The organism is Methylobacterium sp. BI1 (assembly GCF_056680125.1).
The window spans coordinates 3,412,151-3,431,335 of sequence record NZ_CM155267.1; the positions used below are offsets into that span (position 1 = coordinate 3,412,151).

Annotated in this window: 17 protein-coding genes, 2 tRNA genes and 1 pseudogene; 12 read left to right on the top strand and 8 right to left on the bottom strand. The window is 72.6% G+C overall.

Annotated elements, in window-relative coordinates:
* Positions 1–124: 124 nt before the first annotated feature.
* From crtI to AC1MGR_RS16095, 7 genes are all read left to right on the top strand, one after another.
* On the top strand, positions 125–1,705 hold the full coding sequence (crtI, locus tag AC1MGR_RS16065; protein ID WP_480232235.1) for a phytoene desaturase family protein: 1,581 nt from the start codon (positions 125–127) through the stop codon (positions 1,703–1,705).
* On the top strand, positions 1,702–2,133 hold the full coding sequence (locus AC1MGR_RS16070) for a DUF2141 domain-containing protein (protein WP_480232236.1): 432 nt from the start codon (positions 1,702–1,704) through the stop codon (positions 2,131–2,133). The genes crtI and AC1MGR_RS16070 overlap by 4 nt, the downstream gene beginning before the upstream one ends.
* A 7-nt stretch (positions 2,134–2,140) precedes the next feature.
* Positions 2,141–3,127 carry an ABC transporter ATP-binding protein gene (locus AC1MGR_RS16075; protein ID WP_480232237.1) on the top strand — a complete coding sequence of 329 codons (987 nt, stop codon included), beginning with the start codon at positions 2,141–2,143 and terminating at the stop codon, positions 3,125–3,127.
* Positions 3,124–4,317, top strand: coding sequence for an ABC transporter permease (locus AC1MGR_RS16080; RefSeq protein WP_108038907.1), 1,194 nt, complete (start codon positions 3,124–3,126; stop codon positions 4,315–4,317). The genes AC1MGR_RS16075 and AC1MGR_RS16080 overlap by 4 nt, the downstream gene beginning before the upstream one ends.
* Before the next feature lie 124 nt (positions 4,318–4,441).
* Positions 4,442–5,983, top strand: a complete 1,542-nt coding sequence (locus AC1MGR_RS16085; RefSeq protein ID WP_480232238.1) for a phytoene desaturase family protein — start codon at positions 4,442–4,444, stop codon at positions 5,981–5,983.
* A gap of 59 nt (positions 5,984–6,042) precedes the next feature.
* Positions 6,043–6,795, top strand: a complete 753-nt coding sequence (locus tag AC1MGR_RS16090) for a lysophospholipid acyltransferase family protein (protein ID WP_480234818.1) — start codon at positions 6,043–6,045, stop codon at positions 6,793–6,795.
* Entirely contained in the window at positions 6,792–7,925 is a 1,134-nt protein-coding gene (locus AC1MGR_RS16095) for a glycosyltransferase family 2 protein (protein WP_480232239.1), read from the top strand. The genes AC1MGR_RS16090 and AC1MGR_RS16095 overlap by 4 nt, the downstream gene beginning before the upstream one ends.
* On the opposite strand, the gene cutA is transcribed toward AC1MGR_RS16095, so the two are convergent.
* Entirely contained in the window at positions 7,904–8,236 is a 333-nt protein-coding gene (gene cutA / locus AC1MGR_RS16100) for a divalent-cation tolerance protein CutA (RefSeq protein ID WP_108038912.1), read from the bottom strand. The two genes, AC1MGR_RS16095 and cutA, sit on opposite strands and share 22 nt — an antisense overlap.
* Before the next feature lie 136 nt (positions 8,237–8,372).
* On the opposite strand from cutA, the gene AC1MGR_RS16105 reads away from it, so the two are divergent.
* On the top strand, positions 8,373–9,143 hold the full coding sequence (locus AC1MGR_RS16105; RefSeq protein WP_108038914.1) for an NAD kinase: 771 nt from the start codon (positions 8,373–8,375) through the stop codon (positions 9,141–9,143).
* A 7-nt stretch (positions 9,144–9,150) separates the two neighbouring features.
* On the opposite strand, the gene AC1MGR_RS16110 is transcribed toward AC1MGR_RS16105, so the two are convergent.
* From AC1MGR_RS16110 to AC1MGR_RS16120, 3 genes and pseudogenes are all read right to left on the bottom strand, one after another.
* Positions 9,151–10,842: a DUF2336 domain-containing protein gene (locus AC1MGR_RS16110; protein WP_480232240.1), complete on the bottom strand. Its 1,692-nt coding sequence runs from the start codon at positions 10,840–10,842 to the stop codon at positions 9,151–9,153.
* Positions 10,839–11,948 (bottom strand): lytic transglycosylase, encoded by a 1,110-nt coding sequence (locus AC1MGR_RS16115; protein WP_108038917.1) that lies wholly within the window; start codon positions 11,946–11,948, stop codon positions 10,839–10,841. Before AC1MGR_RS16115 ends, AC1MGR_RS16110 begins: the two co-directional genes overlap by 4 nt.
* 211 nt (positions 11,949–12,159) lie before the next feature.
* Positions 12,160–12,543, bottom strand: a pseudogene (locus tag AC1MGR_RS16120) (rhodanese-like domain-containing protein); the annotation flags it as partial.
* Positions 12,544–12,629: 86 nt separating this feature from the next.
* Here AC1MGR_RS16120 and ftrA point away from each other — a divergent pair.
* Positions 12,630–13,616: a transcriptional regulator FtrA gene (gene ftrA, locus AC1MGR_RS16125; RefSeq protein ID WP_480232241.1), complete on the top strand. Its 987-nt coding sequence runs from the start codon at positions 12,630–12,632 to the stop codon at positions 13,614–13,616.
* Between the two features lie 82 nt (positions 13,617–13,698).
* Here the strand turns inward: ftrA and AC1MGR_RS16130 are convergent.
* The 4 genes from AC1MGR_RS16130 to AC1MGR_RS16145 form a co-directional block, all read right to left on the bottom strand.
* Positions 13,699–13,773: transfer RNA gene (locus tag AC1MGR_RS16130), tRNA-Gly, on the bottom strand.
* A gap of 109 nt (positions 13,774–13,882) precedes the next feature.
* Positions 13,883–13,957, bottom strand: a tRNA-Gly gene (locus AC1MGR_RS16135).
* Between the two features lie 135 nt (positions 13,958–14,092).
* A complete protein-coding gene (locus tag AC1MGR_RS16140) occupies positions 14,093–14,569 on the bottom strand; it encodes an NUDIX domain-containing protein (protein WP_480232242.1) in 477 nt (158 codons plus the stop codon).
* Positions 14,570–14,574: 5 nt separating this feature from the next.
* Positions 14,575–15,273, bottom strand: a complete 699-nt coding sequence (locus AC1MGR_RS16145) for a fumarylacetoacetate hydrolase family protein (RefSeq protein ID WP_238230189.1) — start codon at positions 15,271–15,273, stop codon at positions 14,575–14,577.
* Between the two features lie 147 nt (positions 15,274–15,420).
* On the opposite strand from AC1MGR_RS16145, the gene AC1MGR_RS16150 reads away from it, so the two are divergent.
* The 3 genes from AC1MGR_RS16150 (at position 15,421) to AC1MGR_RS16160 (ending at position 18,872) form a co-directional block, all read left to right on the top strand.
* Positions 15,421–16,941 carry an FAD-binding oxidoreductase gene (locus tag AC1MGR_RS16150; protein WP_480232243.1) on the top strand — a complete coding sequence of 507 codons (1,521 nt, stop codon included), beginning with the start codon at positions 15,421–15,423 and terminating at the stop codon, positions 16,939–16,941.
* A 233-nt stretch (positions 16,942–17,174) separates the two neighbouring features.
* Complete coding sequence (locus AC1MGR_RS16155; RefSeq protein ID WP_056468938.1) at positions 17,175–17,468, top strand: DUF2218 domain-containing protein; 294 nt, start codon at positions 17,175–17,177, stop codon at positions 17,466–17,468.
* Positions 17,469–17,576: 108 nt separating this feature from the next.
* Positions 17,577–18,872: an aminopeptidase gene (locus tag AC1MGR_RS16160; protein WP_108038928.1), complete on the top strand. Its 1,296-nt coding sequence runs from the start codon at positions 17,577–17,579 to the stop codon at positions 18,870–18,872.
* Positions 18,873–19,185 lie beyond the last annotated feature (313 nt).

Consider the following 19,185-nt stretch of genomic DNA (forward strand, 5'->3'; position numbering starts at 1 on the left):
GCCCCCATTGCCGCCCGTACCGCTACGGTCAAGATTAGACCGCGAGCCCTGGACGGACCATGCTCCCGCGCCACATGCCAAAGGCACGAGGCACGTGGGCCTGTAGACGATGGAGTTGTGAGCGTTGTTGCAGTCTCGGGACGGCTTGCGGACCTTGTCCGGACGCCGCGTCATCATCGTCGGTGCCGGTCCCGGCGGCCTCGCCACCGCGCTTCTTCTCGCCCGCGCCGGCGTCCACGTCACGCTGCTGGAGAAGGATCCGGCGGTGGGCGGACGCACCAAGACCGTCGAAGCGCCCGGGGGCTTCCGGTTCGACATCGGCCCGACCTTCTTCCTCTATCCGCAGATCCTCGCCGACATCTTCGAGACCTGCGGCGAGCGGCTGGAGGACCACGTCAAGCTCGAGCGACTCGATCCGCAGTACCACTTGGTGTTCGAGGCGGGCGGTGAGATCCGCGCCACGAACGACATGGACCGGCTCGAGGCCGAGGTGGCGCGCATCGCGCCCGACGACGCCAAGAACGTGCGCAAGTTCTTCGCCGACAACCGGGTCAAGCTGAAGTTCTTCAAGCCCGTCCTCGAGCAGGCCTTCCACACCCTCCGGGCCATGGCCTCCCCCGCCATGATCGCCGCCCTGCCCCACCTCCATCCGGGGCGCAGCGTCGACAAGGATCTGCGGCGCTACTTCAAGGACCCCCGGGTCCGCCTCGCCTTCGCCTTCCAGACCAAGTACCTCGGCATGTCGCCGTTCCGGTGCCCCAGCCTGTTCACCATCCTGTCGTTCCTCGAATACGAGCACGGCGTCTATCACCCGGTCGGCGGCTGCGGCGCCGTCTCGGAGGCGATGGCGGGCCTCGCCCGCCGGATGGGCGTCGACATCCGCCTCGGGGCGGGCGTCGAGCGGGTGCTGTTCGAGGGCAAGCGCGCCAGTGGCGTCGTCTGCAACGGCGAGACCCTGCAGGCCGACGCGGTCGTCATCAACGGCGATTTCGCCAAGGTCATCCAGGACCTCGTGCCGCAGCAGCACCGGCCGCGCTGGCGCGACGCCAAGATCGAGAAGGCGCGCCTCTCCTGCTCGACATTCATGCTGTATCTCGGCCTCGACGGGTCGATGCCGGAGGCCCTCGGCCACCACACCATCCTGCTGTCGGAGGATTATGCCCGCAACATCCGGGAGATCACCGACGGTATCCTGCCGATGCAGCCCTCGCTCTACGTGCAGCATGCGGGCTTCACCGACGGCGGCATGGCGCCCCCCGGCCAGACCAGCCTCTACGTGCTGGTGCCGGTGCCGAACCTGAAGGCGGGCATCGACTGGAAGGGCCTGCGGGAGACCTATCGCCGCCTCGTCCTCGATCGTCTGAAGCTGCTCGGCCTCGGCGATATCGAATCGCGCATCCGCTACGAGCGCATCGTCGATCCGACCGAGTGGCGCGACGAGTTCTTCGTCCACGAGGGCGCCACCTTCAACCTCGCCCACGACCTGATGCAGATGCTCTACTTCCGCCCGCACAACCGCTTCGGGCCGGGCCTCTACCTCGTGGGCGGCGGCACCCATCCGGGTTCCGGCCTGCCGGTGATCTACGAGGGCGCGCGCATCACCGCCCGCCTCCTCATCGAGGAGCTTTCCGCCGGGCGCGTCGGGGCCGCCAGCGCCGGTATCCCGGCCACCGCGCCCCTGGCCGCCTCGGGCGACGCCACTTGAAGGGGCTGTCGCGGCCCCTGGCCGGCCTCGGCGCCCTCCTCCTGGTCTCGGGCGCGGCCCGGGCCGCCTCCGTGGCGGTGGAGGTCGAGGGCATCGAGCCCGGGGGGCTGATCTCCGTCGCCCTGTGCCAGGACGGCCTGTCCGAGGCTGATTGCCGGACGGGGCAGCAGGCCGAGCCCCGGGCCGCCGCCCAGCGCTTTGTCTTCGCGGACGTGACGCCCGGGATCTATGCCGCGGTGGCCTACCAGGACACCAACCGCAACGGCCGCCTCGACCGGACCGGCCTCGGCCTGCCCCTCGAGCCCTACGGCTTCTCCGGGGAATCCGCCCGCTCCGCCCGCCCGGATTTCGTGCGCGCGCGCTTCACCGTGCGCGAGCCGGGGGTCGGCGTGCGGGTTCGCCTGTCGCGCGCGTTGCCGCCCCGCTGAGCGCCGCGTGAGCCTCCGTTCCGAGCCGCTCCTGCGGGTGGCCGGCGCCGCCCTCGCCTATCGCGGCACCCGCGTGCTGGCGGGCGTCGACCTCGCCCTCGGCGCCGGCGAGACCCTCGCGCTCCTCGGCCCCAACGGCGCCGGCAAGACCTCGCTGATGCGCCTCGTCGCGGGCCGGCTCGCGCCCAACGGCGGCACCGTCCGCGTTGCCGGCGACGACCCCCATCGGACACCGGCGGCGCGCCGGGCGATCGGCTGGGTACCCCAGGAGATCGCCCTCTATCCCCGCCTCTCGGTGGCCGAGAACCTGTCGGTCTTCGCCCAGCTCGCCGGCATCCCCCGGCGCGAGCGGGCCGAAGCCGTGGCGACGGGCCTCGCCCTCTGCGCCCTTGGCGAGGTCGCCAGGCGCCCGGTGGGGCTGCTCTCGGGCGGCTACCAGCGCCGGGTCAACATCGCTGCAAGCCTGATGGCGCGGCCCCGCCTCGTCCTCCTCGACGAGCCGACCCAGGGGGTCGATCTGCACGCCCGGGCGGCGATCCATGCGGTGCTCGGCCGCCTGCGCGAGGCCGGTACGGCGCTCCTCGTCGCCACCCACGACTTCGCCGAGGCCGAGCGCCTCGCCGACCGGGTCGCCATCCTGGCGCAGGGGCGGATCGTCACCGACGGCCGCCTGTCCGACCTCCTCGCCCGCATCCGGGCCGAGGCCCCCGAACACGAGGCGGCCCTCGTCGCCCCCGCCGACGCCGCGGCAGAGGCGGTGCTGCGCCGGACCGGGTTCCTGCCCGTCGACACCGGCTCGACTTGGCGGGCGCGCCGCCTCAGCGGCACACCCCGCGACGGCGCCGACCTGCTCGCCGATCTCCGGGATGCGGGCGTGCCCATCGCCGAGATTCGTATCCGCGCGCCCGGGCTGGAGGCGGTCTATCGCGATGCCTTGGCGGTCTCGTCGGCACCGGCCGAGGATGGCCCCGCCGCACGGGGGACCCGCGCATGATCTCGGCCGCCTTCCGCGTGATGCTGCTCGGCTTGGTGCGCGACCGGGCCGCCCTGGTGATGGCCTTCGTGCTGCCCACCGTGATCTTCGTGATCTTTGCCGCGATCTTCTCCGGCGCGCTGGGCGACCGCATCCGCATCCATCTCGGCCTCCTCGATCTGGCCGGGACGCCGACGACGCAACGCCTGATGCAGGCCCTGGAGGCGGACCCGTCCCTCCGGGTGGGGCGCCTGTCCGCCGCGGACCTCGACGGCGCCGTCGCGGCGGTGCGCCGGGGTGAGGTCGACGTGGCCCTGGTCCTGCGCGGCGACCTCGATGCCGGCTCGACCCGCGCCGACCAGCCCGTGGTCCTGATCGAGAACCCGGCCAAGGCGCTCGCCACCCCGATCGCGCTGGGCCAGCTCCAGCGCGTCCTCAACGAGGCCCTGCCCGACGTGGTCCTGGCCCGGATCGTCGCCGACGTGGAGCGCTCGGGCAAGATCGGCCCGGACGAGCGCACCTTCCTCAACCAGGCCTTCGCCGAGCAGCGCGCCCGCAAGGAGCCCTTCGCCTTCGCCTCCCTGGTGGAGCGGCGCAGCACCGCCTCGGGCGCCACCAACGACCGCGTGAGCTACTATGCGGGGGCGATCACCGCGGTGTTCCTGCTCTTCGCCGCCATGCAGGGCGCCCTTTCCCTCGTGGACGAGCGTCAGTCCGGCCTCGCCGACCGGCTGATGGCGGGCCCCGGTGGCCTCGCCGTGGTCGTGCTCGGCAAGTTCCTGTTCCTGGTGGGGCAGGGCCTCGTCCAGGCCGGATTGATCTTCTCGGCCGCCGCTCTCCTGCACGGGGTCGACATCCTGCCCCATGCGGGCGCCTGGCTGGTGACCTCCCTCCTCGTCTCGGCCATGGCGGCCGGCCTGGCGCTCGCCGCCTGCGCCGCCTCCGCCACCCGCCAGCAGGCGCATCTGGCCGCCACCTTCGGCGTCCTGCTGCTCTCGGCGGTCGGCGGCAGCATGGTGCCCCGCTTCCTGATGCCGCCCTGGCTCCAGGAGGCCGGCTGGCTCACCCCCAACGCCTGGGCGATCGAGGCCTACCAGAACGCCCTCAGCGAGGGGTGGGCCGCCGCTCTCCCCGCCTGGGGCGTGATGGCCGCCGTCGCGGCGGCAGGGTTGGCGGTCGCGCTGGGGCTGGTGTCGCGGCGAACGATCTAAGAAGGTACGGGCGAAGACGGCGTGAGGCCACGCCGCGACCGGTTAGCGCGTTGACCGCGCGGCCATCCGGTCTAGCTTCAGGCAGGGGATGGGCTTTCGGACCGGCCCGGGGAGTGACACGAACATGCGGGCTGGGTCTTCGGTCGCCGTCGTCGGCGCAGGGTTGGGCGGTTTGGCGGCCGCCTGCGTGAGCGCCGCGCGCGGCCACACCGTCACGCTCTACGACAAGAACGACTGGCTCGGCGGCAAGGCCGCGGTCCTGCACGAGGGCGGCTTCCGCTTCGACATGGGGCCGACCATCCTCACCGTGCCGAAGGTGCTGGAGCGCATCTTCCAGGAGGCCGGGCGCAACATCCACGACTACCTGGACCTGCGCCGCCTCGATCCGCAATGGCGCTGCTTCTTCGACGACAACACCCATCTCGACCTGATGGCCGACGTGCCGACCATGGCCGCCGACATGGAGCGCTTCGCCCCCGGCACCGGCGCCGGCGAGGGCTACAAGAAGTTCCTCGAGATCTCCGAGCACCTGCACGACGTCTCGAACAAGTTCTTCTTCTGGAAGCCGGTTGAGGACCTGTTCGACACGATCAACATCCGCGCCAACATGAATCCCGGCACCCTGCGGGACGTGCTGTCCCTGCGCATGGGCTCGTCGGTGGCCGGTACCATCCGCTCGAAGGTGAAGGACGCCCGCCTCGCGCAGATGCTCGACCACTTCGTGCAGTATGTCGGCTCCTCCCCCTACGGCGCTCCGGCCGTGCTCTGCGCCATCGCGCACATGCAGACTGCCGAGGGTGTCTGGTACCCGATGGGCGGCACCCGTGCGGTGGCCGAGGCCCTGACGAAGCTCGCCTCCGAACTCGGTGCCACCCTGCGGCCCGGCGACGAGGTCACCGGCCTCGCGATCGAGAAGGGTGCGGTCAAGGGCGTGAAGACAGCCTCCGGCATCACCCCGTTCGACGCCGTGATCTCGAACATGGATTCGGTCCGCACCTACCGGGAACTCGTCGGCGGCGATGTCGGCAAGTCCTACGAGAAGAAGAGCTTCGAGCCGGCCTGCTCCGGCGTGGTGCTCTATCTCGGGCTGAACAAGCGCTACGAGCACCTGAACCACCACGACTTCGTCTTCTCGCGCGATCCGGAAGAGGAGTTCGACTACATCTACCACAAGGGCGAGCCGGCCCCGGACCCGACCGCCTACCTGGCGGCCCCCTCCTCCACCGACCCGTCGGTGGCACCCGAGGGCGGCGAGGCGCTCTACGTCCTGGTCCACACCCCCTACCTGCGCCCGCACCACGACTGGTCGAAGATGTTCCCGGCCTACCGGCAGGTCATCCTCGACAAGCTCAAGCGCACGGCCAACATGCCCGATCTCGAGGAGCGCATCGTCGTCGAGCGCCACCTTACCCCGCAGGACATCCACGAACGCTACAAGGTGCTCAACGGCGCGATCTACGGCCTCGCCTCCCACGGCAAGTTCATGGGGGCCTTCAAGCCCGGCAACCGCTCGCGGCAGGTGCGCGGCCTCTACCTCGCCGGCGGCGCGGCCCATCCGGGTCCGGGCATGCCGATGGTGATGATGTCGGGCTGGATCGCGGCGGATGCCCTCGACACCGACGCGCGGAGCAGCGGTGTCGGCGGGGAGGAGCGCGCCAGCGCCTGAAGGCCCGACGCGTGTCCCGCGAGGACGGCCCCGCCCGATCGCCTGCCGTCTGGCGGTTCATGGTCGGGTATTTCGACCGCTACGTCCGACGTCACCTCAATGCCCTGCGGCTCGCCCGCTGGGGCGTGCCGGCCTGCGCCGACCATCCCGGGCCCGTGGTGGTCTATTGCAACCATCCGGCCTGGTGGGACGCCGCGGTGGTCATTCTCCTGGCCGGGCGGTTGTTTCCGCGCCGGGAGAGCTATGCCCCCTTCGACGCGCGGATGCTGGAGAAGTACGCCGTCTTCGCCCGGATGGGCGCCTTCGCGGTGGACCTCGAATCGGCCCGCGGCGCCGCCCAGTTTCTGAAGGCGGCACGGCGCATCCTGGGGGCGCCGAACCGGATGATCTGGATCACCGCGCAGGGGCGCTTCCAGGACGTCCGCGCCCGACCGCTGGCCCTGCGCGCCGGGGTCGGCCGCCTGCCCGAGATCGCCCCCGACGCGCTCTTCGTGCCCCTGGCCCTCGAATACGCCTTCTGGGAGGAGCGCGGCGGCGAGGCCTTCGCGGCCTTCGGCGCACCGATCCCCGGCGTCGAGCTGCTCGCCCTGCCCCGGGCCGAGCGCCTCGCCCGGATGGAGGCGGACCTGACCGCCACCCTCGACCAGCTCAGCGCCGACGTGGTCGCCCGCGAGGCCGGTCGCTTCACGCCGCTCGCGTCGGGTGCCAAGGGGATCGGGGGGATCTACGATCTCTGGCGGCGCCTCGGGGCCGTCGTCACGGGGCGGCGCTTCGAGCCGGCCCACCGCCAGAAGGGAGATCCGGTTCCATGATGCTCGGTCTCGCGATCCTGGCCCTGGCCTGCGCGCTGCTGCCGGCCCTCGTCGCCTGGGTGAACCTCTCGATCCTGCGCACCCCCGAGCCGGACCTCGACGTCCGGGCCCGGGTCTCGGTGCTGATCCCGGCCCGCAACGAGGCCGCGGTGATCGCCGCCACCGTGCGGGCGGCCCTGTCGAGCGCCGGCGTCGCCCTGGAGGTGCTCGTCGGCGACGACCATTCCACCGACGACACCGCCGCCATCGTGACCGCCATCGCCGCCGAGGATCCGCGCCTGCGCCTCGTTTCGATCCCGCCCCTGCCCGAGGGCTGGACGGGCAAGAACCACGCCTGCGCGCACCTGGCGCAGGCCGCGACCGGGACACATCTCCTCTTCGTCGACGCCGACGTGAGCCTGGCGCCCGCGGCGGCGGCGGCGCTCGCCGCCCATGCGCGCCGGACCGAGAGCGCCCTCGTCAGCGGCGTGCCGCGCCAGCTGATGGGCTCGCTGGGCGAGCGCCTGACGGTGCCGATGATCAACTTCCTGCTCCTCGGCTACCTGCCGATGGCGATGATGCGGGCCTCCCCGCGTCCGAGTCTCGGCGCCGCCTGCGGCCAGCTCATCCTCGTGGGCCGCGAGGCCTACGCGGCCACCGGCGGGCACGGCGCCGTGCGCACCAGCCTGCACGACGGCGTCGTGCTGCCGCGCCGGTTCCGCCAGGCCGGCTACCGGACCGACCTCGTGGCCGGGCACGCCCTGGCGACCTGCCGGATGTATCGCGGTTTCGGCCAGAGCTGGGCCGGCTTCTCGAAGAACGCCCACGAGGGCATGGCGACCCCGCGGTCCCTGCCGGTCTGGACCCTGCTCCTGGTGGGCGGGCACGTCCTGCCCTGGCTCCTGCTCCTGGCGGCCCTGGGCGGTCTCGGATCCGGCCACGCCGCGTTCCTGGCCTTCGCCGCCGCCCTCGTCTCCCTGGCGACCCGGGCGGCGATCACCCTCGTCACCCGCGAACCCCTGGGGACGGTGCCGCTGCACCCGGCCACGGTGCTGGTCGCCCTGGCGATCCAGTGGACGGCCCTCCTGCGGCGCAAGGGCAGCGGCACGCCCCTCTGGAAGGGCCGGAGCTACCCGATCGGCGGCCCCTGAGTCTCCGCCGCGATCCAGGCCGCGGTGTCGGGATCGGCCCCCGCCACCGGCAGGTGCAGGATGATCGGCGTCTCGTAGGGGTGGCGCGCCTTCAGGGCGGCGCCGAGGGCCTCGGCGAGTCCTTCGCGGCTCTTCAGGATCGCGACGACCTCCGAGCCCTGCTCCACCGCGCCCTTCCAGGCGTAGACGGAGAGCATCCCCGGCAGGACGTTGACGCAGGCCGCGAGGCGCAGCCGCACCAGCGCCTCTCCGACTTTCAGGGCGGTGCCGGCATCCGGGAAGGTGGTGTAGACGAGAAGCGGCCGCTCCATGCTATGGGTCTCCGACCAGGGCTCTGCCGCTCCACCGGCGGGAGCGGGCCGGCGGGGGTGCCGGCAGGACTGGGATCGGGACGCTGGCGCGAATGCTCCGCGTCGGCAAGTTGGTCGGCAAGACGGATGTGAGCCCATGGCCCGGCGGTTCGAACGGCTTGCCTTCGTGGCGAGTCCCACGGAGGACGCCCGCCAGGCGGCCGCGACCCTCATGCGGCGCTACGACCACGTGCCGCCCGACGAGGCCGACGTGGTGGTGGCGCTGGGCGGCGACGGCCTGATGCTCCAGACGCTGCACCGCTTCATGCATGCCGGGAAGCCGATCTACGGCATGAACCGCGGCACCGTCGGCTTCCTCATGAACGAGTTCCGCGAGGACGGGCTGCTCGAGCGCCTGGAGAACACCAAGCGCAGCATCATCCACCCGCTGATGATGGAGGCCGTGGACACGGAGGGGCGCCGGCATCAGGCCCGCGCCCTGAACGAAGTCTACATGCTGCGCCAGACGCACCAGACCGCCAAGCTGCGGATCTCCATCGACGGCCATGTCCGGCTGCCGGAGCTCATCGCCGACGGCGTGCTCGCGGCGACCCCGGCCGGGTCCACCGCCTACAACCTGTCGGTGGGCGGCCCGATCCTGCCCCTCAACGCCCGCCTCCTGGCCCTGACGCCGATCTCTGCCTTCCGGCCCCGTCGCTGGCACGGGGCCCTGCTGCCGGACTACGCCCGCATCCTCATCGAAGTGCTGGACGCCGCGCACCGGCCGGTGGCGGCGGTGGCCGACCACACCGAGTTCCGGCGAGTCTGCACGGTGGAGACCTGGCTCGACCACGCCACCAACCTGACCCTGCTGCACGATCCCGGCCACAGCCTCGACGAGCGCATCCTGCGCGAGCAGTTCGGCTGATCGCCCCTCAGGCGGCGAGGCGCGCCCGGTCCTCGCGGTAGCTCGCGATCAGCGCCTCGGGGATCGCATCGAGCACGACCTCGGTGGCGAGGGCGCGGCGCCGGGCGCGGCTGCCCTCGAACTCGGCGATCAGCGCGTCGGAGAGCCCGTCGAGGATCAGGCCCACCGGATCGGTGCGGGCCGACTCGACGTCCGCCGGCGCCTCGGCCTCGATTTCCGCGACCGGGGCGATGGCCGATTCCCCCGAGACATCCGGGGCCGGCAGCTCCGCCACGACGGGCGGCGCGACCGGAGCGGACGTGACGGCCACCCGCGCGAATTCCTCCAGCACGTCTTCCGGGATCGCTTCCAGCACCTCTTCCGAGATTTCTTCCGACGTTCCTCCCAAAGTCTCTGGCGCGACCGCCGCGATGGTCTCGTCGGCTGGTTCGCGGGCTGCGGCGGCCGGTGCGGCCTCGAGGGCTTGCGGCGCATCCCACTCGGCCAGGACCTGGCGCTGGGCCTCGCGCCACTCGGCGTCGAGGATCTCGCGCTCGATCCGCAGGATCTCGCTGCGCTCGGCCTCGGCGGCGAGTTCGCGGGCGAGCACGCGGGCCTCGTCGCGGGCGGCCTCCGCCTCGAAGCGGGACAGGAGCGCCATGACGCTCTGGGCCTCGGCGAAGGGCATCGTCTCGCAGGCGGTCAGCGCCCGCTCGATCATCAGGCGCGACAGGCCCGCCCCGGCGCTGGTGATGGCGCCCGACCCGGCCTCGCGCCAAGCCGACAGGGCGGCGCTGAAGGCCGGCAGCAGCACCGGCGGCAGGCCGGCCTTGCGGTGCAGGGCGGCGAAGGCGGCGGTCGAGGCGTCGTGCATCAGCCCGGCCACCCGGCGGACGGGGAGGCTGGCGAGGTCGGCCAGCGCCATCTCGGCGAAGGCCATGTTGCCGGACAGGATCGCCCGCAGCAGCAGGCCGGCATTGAGCTGGCCGCAGGCCTTCAGGTGGGCGACGAGCCGGGCGAGATCGACGGGATGGGCCTCGGCGCAGAAGGCGAGCGTCGTGCGCTCCTGCGCCTCGCGGCTGGCGCGCGCGCTGCGGGCCGGGGTGAGCCAGCCGGAGGACACCGCGAAGGCGGAGAGGGATTCGGCGAGGCGCGTGGTCACGCTCTGGCGCACCTCGAGGGGCAGGTAGGGCCGGGCCAGGATCGCCTCGCGCAGGGCGGCCCCGTCGCCGTGGCGCTCCACCATCCGCATCAGGCTGCCGGTGGTGATGTGGGCGCTGCGGTTGCGGGCCAGCACGACCAGGGCCTCGGGCTCTGCGATCTCGGCGAGCGCCCCGGCGACGGCCGGCGACAGGTCGAGCCGGCCCGCGATGGCGCGACGGGCGGCGAGGCACCCGATGGCGACGCCGTCGACGAGGTCGGCGTCGCTGAGTACGGGCGAGCGGGCCAGCACCAGGGTGGCGATCTCGGCCTGGTCGCCTGCCAGCGCCACGATCAGGGGCCGGGGGGCGTTCGCGCAGGCGGCGCAGGCCTCCGCCAGGGCCCGGCGAACCAGGCTCGAGGGATCGTCCAGGAGGGCGAGGAGCGCGGCCTCCGCCTCCCAGGCCACGTCCTCGCCGAGGCCGTCGTAGAGATAGGCCCGGGCCAGGGCACCCGCGGCCTCAGCCCGTCGCGCCGCGGAGCTGTGCTGCGTCCAGGCGAGGAACTGGCGGATGATCATGAGCCGCTCCGGATCGTGAAGAGGGACAGGTCGAGGGGGGCGCCGGGGCGGGGCGCCTGGCCGGAGGCGCCGAACTCCGCCGGACGGCGCGGCGGCAGCGGGGCGCCCACCAGGGCCGCGGTGGCGGCCGGTACGGGGTTGGCGGCGGTCGCCGGCGCGGCGGCGACGGGGCTCGCACTGCCGGTCACGCTCTCGGTGCCGTCCGAGCGCGGGAAATAGGTCGGTGCTGCCCGGACCGGGTCCGGCCGAACCGCATCTGTGCCGCCGCTGCGCCCCTGCCAGAGGCGCGCGACCCCGGCCGAGACGCCGCCCTGCTGGCGCGGATCCGTCTGGAACATCGAGCGCAGGCCGCCCTCGTTGAGGGAGGCGTAGGCGGTGGTCCCCTCGGGCAGGCTGATCGTGGCGGCGGGCGTGGCCGGTGCCGTGCCCGTGCGGGCCGCAGCGAGGTGGGCATAGAGCTCGGCCGCGCCCCGGGGGCGCCCGGTCCTGTCATAGAACAGGCCGCGATTGGCGGCGGCCGCCTCCGGCATGTCGAGGGCGGCGGCGCGGGCCGGGCTCGCCTGCGCGGTGGTGATGAGCGCCGCGGCCCCCCGCGCGCCGAGGACGTGGGCGGCATAGAGGTCGCCGCCGGTGGGCTCGCGCCCGAGGGCGCTGGTCAGGGCTTCCCGGTTCTGCTCGGTCAGGGCCCCCGCCAGGGTGGCGGCGATCCGCGGATCGCGGCGCAGGTCGAGGATGGTCTGCTTGGCCGCCGGATCGCTCACCGCGTAGCTGCCGTCGGCGCTCTTGGTGATCGCGTCCGCGTAGGTCCCGAGCCCGAGGCGGGGGCCGGCGGTCTTCAGGGTGCCGAGCCAGGTCTGCTCGATGAACTGGAACAGGCCGGTGGCCGAGGAGGTGCCCGCCTTGGCGGTGGGGTCGAGGGCGGATTCACGCTGGGCCGTGGCGAGCAGGTAGTCGAAGCCTGCGCCGGAGGTCTGCGCCCCGTCGCGGATTGCCTCGATGACCCCGCTCGACGCCCCCGTGCGCCCGGCGGCGCCGTCGCGCGTGCCCAGGTCCCGGCTGGCGCCGGGATCGCGGGCATTGGCGGGGGGCGTGGTGAAGAGGAACATGGCCGTCCGGCTGGGGGCGGACCCAGGCGCCGCCCCGACGGCAACTTTGTTCTCCCTATGGTAAAGGAAGATTGAAGAGTCGGCTCACGCACGATGGCCGATTTCAGGAATGGCCCTCACCGGACTGGTCTTCGCCCGCGAGGGCCAAGTCACCGGCCAAGTCGCCGGGCAAGTCCTCGTCGCCCGCGAAAGCCAAGTCCTCGTCGCCCGCAAAGGCCAAGTCCTCGTCGGCCCAGCCGGTCAGGCCGCCGAGCATGAGCTTGACCGGCCGGCCGAGTTCGGCGAGCCGCAGGGCCGCCCGGTCGGCCCCGTTGCAGTGGGGTCCGGCGCAGTAGACCACGAACATCGTGTCGGCGGGCCAGGCGGCGAGGCGCTCGGCCGTGATCAGCCGGTGCGGCAGATGCACGGCGCCGGGGATGTGACGCCGCCGGAACGCCGCCGCCGAGCCGACGGCGTGCAGCAGCACGAAGTCGGGTGGGCCGGCCTCCAGGGCGGCCGCCACGTCGGCGCAGTCGGTCTCCAGTTCCAGCCGGCGCCGGAAGTGATCGCAGGCGATCGCGGGCGGACAGGCGGGTATGGCGGTCACGGGGCTCATCGTCGGTCTCCGGCTTCGGGGACGACACAGCTACCAGCGGGCGCGGCTCTTGGCGGCGGCCCGGATTGCCGGTTAGCGTCGCGATCATGCCAAAGTCGCAGGCGCGCCTGTCTTCCGCCGACCGTCTCGTGGTGGTGCTGGCCTATGACGGCCTCTGCACCTTCGAGTTCGGCGTCGCAGTGGAGATCTTCGGGCTGCCCCGTCCCGAGATGGGGCCGGACTGGTACCGCTTCGCCGTGGCCGGGCTCGACCCCGGGCCGATGCGGGCCGAGGGCGGCGTGCGCCTCCTCGCCGATGGCGGGCTCGATCTCCTGGAGCGCGCCGGCACCATCGTGGTGCCGGGCTGGCGCGGTGCGGACGAGCCGGTCCCCGAGGCCCTTGCCACCGCCCTGCGGGCGGCCGCGGCCCGCGGGGCGCGCATCCTCTCGATCTGCTCCGGGGTCTTCGTGCTCGCGGCGGCGGGCCTGCTCGACGGGCGCCGCGCCACCACCCACTGGCGCCATGCGGAGGCCCTGGCCGCACGCCATCCCGGCATCCGCGTCACCCCCGACGTGCTCTACGTGGACGAGGGCCCGATCCTGACCTCCGCCGGCTCGGCCGCCGGGATCGACCTCTGCCTGCACCTCGTGCGCCGCGATTTCGGGCCGACCGCCGCCAATGCGGTGGCCCGGCGCCTCGTCGTCCCGCCCCACCGGGACGGCGGCCAGGCCCAGGTCGTGGCCGGTGCGGTGCCGACACTCCACGAGGCGGCGCGGATCGGGCCGCTGCTCGATGCCATGCGGGCGGCACCGGCCCGCGACTGGCCGCTCGCCCTTCTGGCGGACCGGGCCGGCATGAGCCCGCGGACCCTGCTGCGCCGCTTTTCCGCCGCGACCGGCACGACGCCGGCCCGCTGGCTCCTCGACCTGCGCCTCGCCCGGGCCCGGGAGCTGCTGGAGCAGGCGGACCAGCCACTTCAGGCCGTCGCCGAGGCGGCGGGCTTCGCCACCGCCGCGACCCTGCGCCAGCATTTCCGCCGGCGCTACGCGGTGACGCCCGCGGCCTACCGGGCCGCTGCACGCATGCAGGCTTGACGCCGCACCGCCGGCCAATGGGCTTGCCCACGAAAAAACGCCCCGGAGGGCGTTCGGTCGGTTCTGAAAGGGTTGGGAGATTTGGAGCGGGCGAAGGGATTCGAACCCTCGACCCCAACCTTGGCAAGGTTGTGCTCTACCCCTGAGCTACACCCGCTCACACCCGTCGTGACGAGGGAGACCCTCGCGCCGGACGGTTCGTCGTCTCAACGAAGCAAAAAGCCGCCTTGCAGCGGCTCACGCTTCGGTCGTCCCGTTCGGTCAATTGGAGCGGGCGAAGGGATTCGAACCCTCGACCCCAACCTTGGCAAGGTTGTGCTCTACCCCTGAGCTACACCCGCTCACAACCGCGCCGCTGGTGGGAAAGACCCGCCGGCGGCCCCGGACGGCGTCTCTAAACACCATTCCGCCGGGCGTTGCAAGCGCTGAATCCAGGCGCTCGCCACGTCGGCCGTTTGCCGGCATCGCACCGCCCCTCAGGGCTGCCACTGCGCGGACGGAGGCAGGCCCTCGCGGATTTCGCGCAGGCGCGCGCAGGTGGCGGCGGTGGTCTCGGCCGGCAGCGCATCGAGGGGGAAGAAGCCGCAGGCGGCGATCTCGCGGTCGGGCTGCTTCGGTGCCCGCACCGCGAAGGCGGTCGCCACGTAGAGGGCGACGTGGTCGCGCCCGGCCCCCGCGCGGCTGTGGTAGAAGCCGTGCAGCCGCAGGGGATGGCCGGGATCGAGCACGATCTCGGCCTCCTCGCGGAACTCCCGGGCCATGGCCACCACCGCGCTCTCGCCCGCCTCGATGCCGCCGCCGGGCAGGTGCCAGCCCGACACGTAGGTGTGGCGGACGAGGCAGACCCGGCCCTCGGCGTCGATGGCGACGCCGCGCACGCCCAGGGTCATGCCGCGCGTCGCCAGGGCGCCGTAGTGAATCAGGCGCCGCATCCAGGGGCGTTGCAGGAGCATGCGGTTCAGACGACGCGCAGGCGGATGGCGCCGAGGCCGTCGATGGCGGCCGTCATCGTCTCCCCGCGCCGGACGGCACCGACGCCCGAGGGCGTGCCGGTGAAAATGAGGTCGCCCGGGTGCAGCTCGAAATAGGTCGAGAGCAGCGCGACCTGCTCGGGGATCGACCAGATCATCTCGGAGAGGTCGCCGCGCTGGCGCTCGCCCGCGTCCACCGCCAGGGTGACGGCGCCCTGGACCGGGTGGCCGATGGCCGAGGCCGGGTGCAGCGGCCCGATCGGCGCCGAGGCGTCGGCGGACTTGGCGAGGTCCCAGGGGCGCGCCAGGCGCTTGGCCTCGTCCTGGACGTCGCGCCGAGTCATGTCGAGGCCGACGGCGTAGCCGTAGACGTGGTCGAGGGCGGAGGCTTCCGGGATGTCGCGGCCGCCCAGGCCGAGGGCCGCCACCATCTCGACCTCGAAATGGTAGTTCTCGGTACGCGGCGGGTAGGGATGGTCCACCGCTTCCGTGCCGGTCACGATCTGCAGGGTGTCGGCGGGTTTCATGAAGAAGAACGGCGGCTCGCGATCGGGGTCCTTGCCCATCTCGCGGGCATGGGCGGCATAGTTGCGGCCGACGCAGTAGACCCGGCGGACCGGGAAGAGGTCGTCGCTGCCGACGATCGGAAGGGCGATGCGGGGCGGGTTCGGGATCACGGACAGCATGGGTCTCTCCAACCTCGTTTCTGGGCGGATGCGGCGCGGCGCCCGGTCGCTCGCCCTGCACAGGACGCCGCGCCATCCCTATCATAGGCGGCAGGCCAAGCCGCGCCATCCCGCCGCGTGCCGAGGCCTGCCGTTGCGAGTGCCGTGGTGACCGATCCTTCCCGCCTGCTGGCACGCCTTGCCGCGCATCTCGGCGCCGCCCACGTCCTCACCGATCCGGTCGACCTCGCCCCCCATCTTACCGAGACCCGCGGATTGCGGCGCGGACGCGCCCACGCGGTGGTGCGGCCCGCCGATACCGAGGGGGTCGCCTTCGTGGTGCGCGCCTGTGCCGAGGCGGGGGTGCCGATGGTGGCGCAGGGTGGCAATACCGGGCATGTCGGCGGCGGCCTGCCGCAGGGGGGCATCGTCCTCTCCCTGGCGCGCCTGAACCGCCTGCGGGCGGTCGATCCCGTCAATGCCAGCATCACGGTGGAGGCCGGGATGGTGCTGGCCGACGTGCAGGCCGCCGCCGCGGAGGCCGGGATGCTGTTCCCGCTCTCCCTGGCCTCCGAAGGCTCCTGCCGCATCGGCGGCAACCTCTCCACCAATGCGGGCGGCACGGCGGTCCTCGCCTACGGCAACGCCCGGGACCTCGTCCTCGGACTGGAGGTGGTGCTGGCCGACGGCCGGGTCTGGAACGGGCTGAAGGGCCTGCGCAAGGACAATGCGGGCTACGACCTCAAGCACCTGTTCCTCGGTTCGGAGGGGACCCTCGGGCTGATCACCGCGGCAGTGCTGAAGCTCTATCCCCGGCCGGTCTCGCGGGCCGTGGCCTTCGTCGGCCTCGCCTCGGCCGAGGCCGCCCTCGCCCTGTTCCGGACCCTGCGGGCGGAGGCCGGCCCGGCCCTCACCGCCTTCGAGTACATCGTGCCCTTCGGCCTGGAGATCGTGCTGCGCCACCGGGCCGGGGCCCGGCGGCCCCTGGCCGGGGCGCACGCGGCCTACGCCCTGGTGGAGGTCTCCACCACCCGCTCCGACGAGGAGGCCGGCACCCTGATGGAGGGGCTGCTCGCCCGGGCGCAGGCAGCGGGCCTCCTCGCGGACGCGGCCCTGGCGGCGAGCGAGGCGCAGGCGAACGCCTTCTGGGACCTGCGGGAGAGCCTATCCGAGGTGCAGAAGGCCGAGGGCGCCTCGATCAAGCACGATGTCTCGGTGCCGCTCTCCCGCCTGCCCGCCTTCCTGGCCGAGGCGACGCGCGCCTGCGAGGTGGCGATGCCCGGCCTGCGGGTCTGCGCCTTCGGGCATTTCGGCGACGGCAACATTCACTTCAACCTGAGCCAGCCCGTGGGCATGGACCGCGCCGCGTTCCTCGCTGCCTGGGAGCGCTTCAACCGGATCGTCCACGACATCGTCGCCGGGCTCGACGGCTCGATCGCGGCCGAGCACGGCGTCGGCCTGCTGAAGCGCGACGAGCTCGCGCGCTACGCCGATCCCGTGGCCCTCGACCTGATGCGCAGCCTCAAGGCCGCCCTGGACCCGGGAAACATCCTCAACCCGGGCAAGGTCCTCAACTCGGGCAAGGTCCTCAACTCGGGCAAGGTCCTCAACTCGGGCAAGGTCCTGCCCGACGGGGGCGCCGGCGCGGCGGCGTCGTGCGGCGTTTCCGAAGCCCCGACAAAAATTTAGTCGGAACCGGACCGGCCCCCGCCGGATTGTTGTTGTGCGCCGCACAAAGCCTTGCCAGATTGTCGACGGCAATGCGCCATAAATCGGCTCCGCTGCGGGCGGAAGAGGTTGCACGACAACGGCGGATGGCTGGTTGCAGTGCGGTGGGTTAGCCCGGTCTTAACCCTTCCGCCCTCTCTTGAGAGAGAACAGATCAGCCGTCGCGATCGAAGACCGAGCAGGAGACACGTTCGATGCCGACTTCCCAGGCGAGAGTCCCGACGGCCGAGGCGAGCCGCTACCTCAAGCAGCTCTGCCGCCACTGGAGCCACAAGTTTCCGGTGGAAGCCACCGAGGATGCCGGCCGCGTCCCCTTCGGCGAGGACCGGGTCTGCACTTTCGAGGCGGGTCCCGACGCCCTGCTGATGCGGGTCGCGACGCCCGATCCGGCCGCCCTGACGCGCCTGGAGAACGTGGTCTCCGACCATCTCCTGCGCTTCGCCTTCCGCGAGAACCTCGGCGAGATCACCTGGTCCCGCGCCGCCTGAGTTCCCGCCGCGGTCGGGCCGCCAGGCCTGCGTCCGCCGAGGGTTGACCTGCCGTCCCGAGACCTGATCTTGAGCGCACGTCGCTGAAGGCAGCATCGGGAGACAGGCATGGACGGGATCGCGCAGACAATTGCTGGGTCCACACCGACCGGGGCCGCGTCGCCGTATGAGGCGCAGCATGCCGAGCGCCTGGAGCGCCTTGCCGAAGTCGCCGTGAAGGTCGGCCTGGGTCTCCGACCCGGGCAGGAACTCGTGATCACCGCGCCCCTGGAGACGGTGCCGCTGGCCCGCCGCATCACCGAGCAGGCCTACAAGGCCGGAGCCTCCCTGGTCACCACCTTCTACACGGACGACGCCGCCACCCTGGCGCGCTTCACCCACGCCCCCGAGGCGGCCTTCGACACCGCCGCCGGTTGGCTCTACAGCGGCATGGCCGAGGCCTACCGCAACGGCGCGGCCCGTCTCGCCATCGCGGGTGACGATCCTTCCCTCCTGGCCGGCCAGGATTCGGCCAAGGTGGCCCGCGCCAACCGGGCCCGGTCGAAGGCCTACGTCCCCGCCCTGGAACTCATCGCCAACTTCTCCACCAACTGGACCATCGTCTCGGCGGCGACGACGCCCTGGGCCCGCACGGTGTTTCCCGACCTGCCGGAGGCCGAGGCCGTGTCCCGCCTGTGGGACGCGATCTTCGCGGCCTCCCGGGTGGACGGCCCCGACCCGGTGGCGGCCTGGGAGGCGCACAACGCCGCCCTGCACGCCCGGATGGACGCGCTCAACACCCATCGCTTCGCGGCCCTGCGCTTCTTCGGGCCCGGCACGGACCTCACCGTGGGCCTCGCCGACGACCACGAGTGGTGCGGCGGCGCCTCGGCCTCCCGCAGCGGCATCGTCTGCAACGCCAACATCCCCACCGAGGAGGTGTTCACCACCCCGCACAAGGACCGGGTGGACGGCACCGTCACCAGCACCAAGCCGCTCTCCTACCAGGGCACCCTGATCGACGGCATCCAGGTGCGCTTCGAGGGAGGCCGCATCGTCGAGGCCAAGGCCCGCACCGGCGGCGACGTGCTCGCCAAGGTGCTGGAGACGGACGAGGGCGCGCGCCGCCTCGGGGAGGTCGCCCTGGTACCGGCCTCTTCGGCGATCTCCGCCTCGGGACTCCTGTTCTACAACACCCTCTACGACGAGAACGCCGCGAGCCACATCGCCCTGGGCCAAGCCTACAGCAAGTGCTTCCGCAACGGCGGCGCGGACTACAGCGAGGACGACCTCGCGGCCCGGGGCGCCAACCGCAGCCTGATCCACATCGACTGGATGATCGGCTCCGACCGGATCGACGTCGACGGGCTCTCCGCCGAGGGCCGGGCGGTCCCGGTGATGCGCGCCGGCGAGTGGGTCGACTGACGTCCTTGCCGCGGCGTCGCCCGCTGGCCTGAGCCGACACGCCATCCGTTCGCGCGCCCCCTCCCCGGTGTGGAGGCGCACGCGCATGACGGCTCTCGAATTGACGTGGGTAATTTTCCCACGCATGGTCCGGACGTGGTCGCACCGGCCACGGACATTCGAACGGACGTCCGTACAGATCTGCCGCCGCCCTCGGGCGGGTTCGGCAGGCGCAGACGACCGCCCGATTCCCTTGCACCCGTGTCTGCCGGCGCACGGATGCGGAGATCGGGACCGGCCTCGTCTCGGAGACGCCCGGGCACCCGCGGGTTTC

Bases quoted from the DNA above. Each gene is read 5' to 3' on its own strand.
- AC1MGR_RS16080 (WP_108038907.1), top strand. From the start codon at position 3,124: ATGATCTCGGCCGCCTTCCGCGTGATGCTGCTCGGCTTGGTGCGCGAC.
- AC1MGR_RS16085 (WP_480232238.1), top strand. From the start codon at position 4,442: ATGCGGGCTGGGTCTTCGGTCGCCGTCGTCGGCGCAGGGTTGGGCGGT.
- AC1MGR_RS16090 (WP_480234818.1), top strand. From the start codon at position 6,043: ATGGTCGGGTATTTCGACCGCTACGTCCGACGTCACCTCAATGCCCTG.
- AC1MGR_RS16095 (WP_480232239.1), top strand. From the start codon at position 6,792: ATGATGCTCGGTCTCGCGATCCTGGCCCTGGCCTGCGCGCTGCTGCCG.
- cutA (WP_108038912.1), bottom strand. From the start codon at position 8,236: ATGGAGCGGCCGCTTCTCGTCTACACCACCTTCCCGGATGCCGGCACC.
- AC1MGR_RS16105 (WP_108038914.1), top strand. From the start codon at position 8,373: ATGGCCCGGCGGTTCGAACGGCTTGCCTTCGTGGCGAGTCCCACGGAG.
- AC1MGR_RS16110 (WP_480232240.1), bottom strand. From the start codon at position 10,842: ATGATCATCCGCCAGTTCCTCGCCTGGACGCAGCACAGCTCCGCGGCG.
- AC1MGR_RS16115 (WP_108038917.1), bottom strand. From the start codon at position 11,948: ATGTTCCTCTTCACCACGCCCCCCGCCAATGCCCGCGATCCCGGCGCC.
- ftrA (WP_480232241.1), top strand. From the start codon at position 12,630: ATGCCAAAGTCGCAGGCGCGCCTGTCTTCCGCCGACCGTCTCGTGGTG.
- AC1MGR_RS16140 (WP_480232242.1), bottom strand. From the start codon at position 14,569: ATGCTCCTGCAACGCCCCTGGATGCGGCGCCTGATTCACTACGGCGCC.
- AC1MGR_RS16145 (WP_238230189.1), bottom strand. From the start codon at position 15,273: ATGCTGTCCGTGATCCCGAACCCGCCCCGCATCGCCCTTCCGATCGTC.
- AC1MGR_RS16155 (WP_056468938.1), top strand. From the start codon at position 17,175: ATGCCGACTTCCCAGGCGAGAGTCCCGACGGCCGAGGCGAGCCGCTAC.
- AC1MGR_RS16160 (WP_108038928.1), top strand. From the start codon at position 17,577: ATGGACGGGATCGCGCAGACAATTGCTGGGTCCACACCGACCGGGGCC.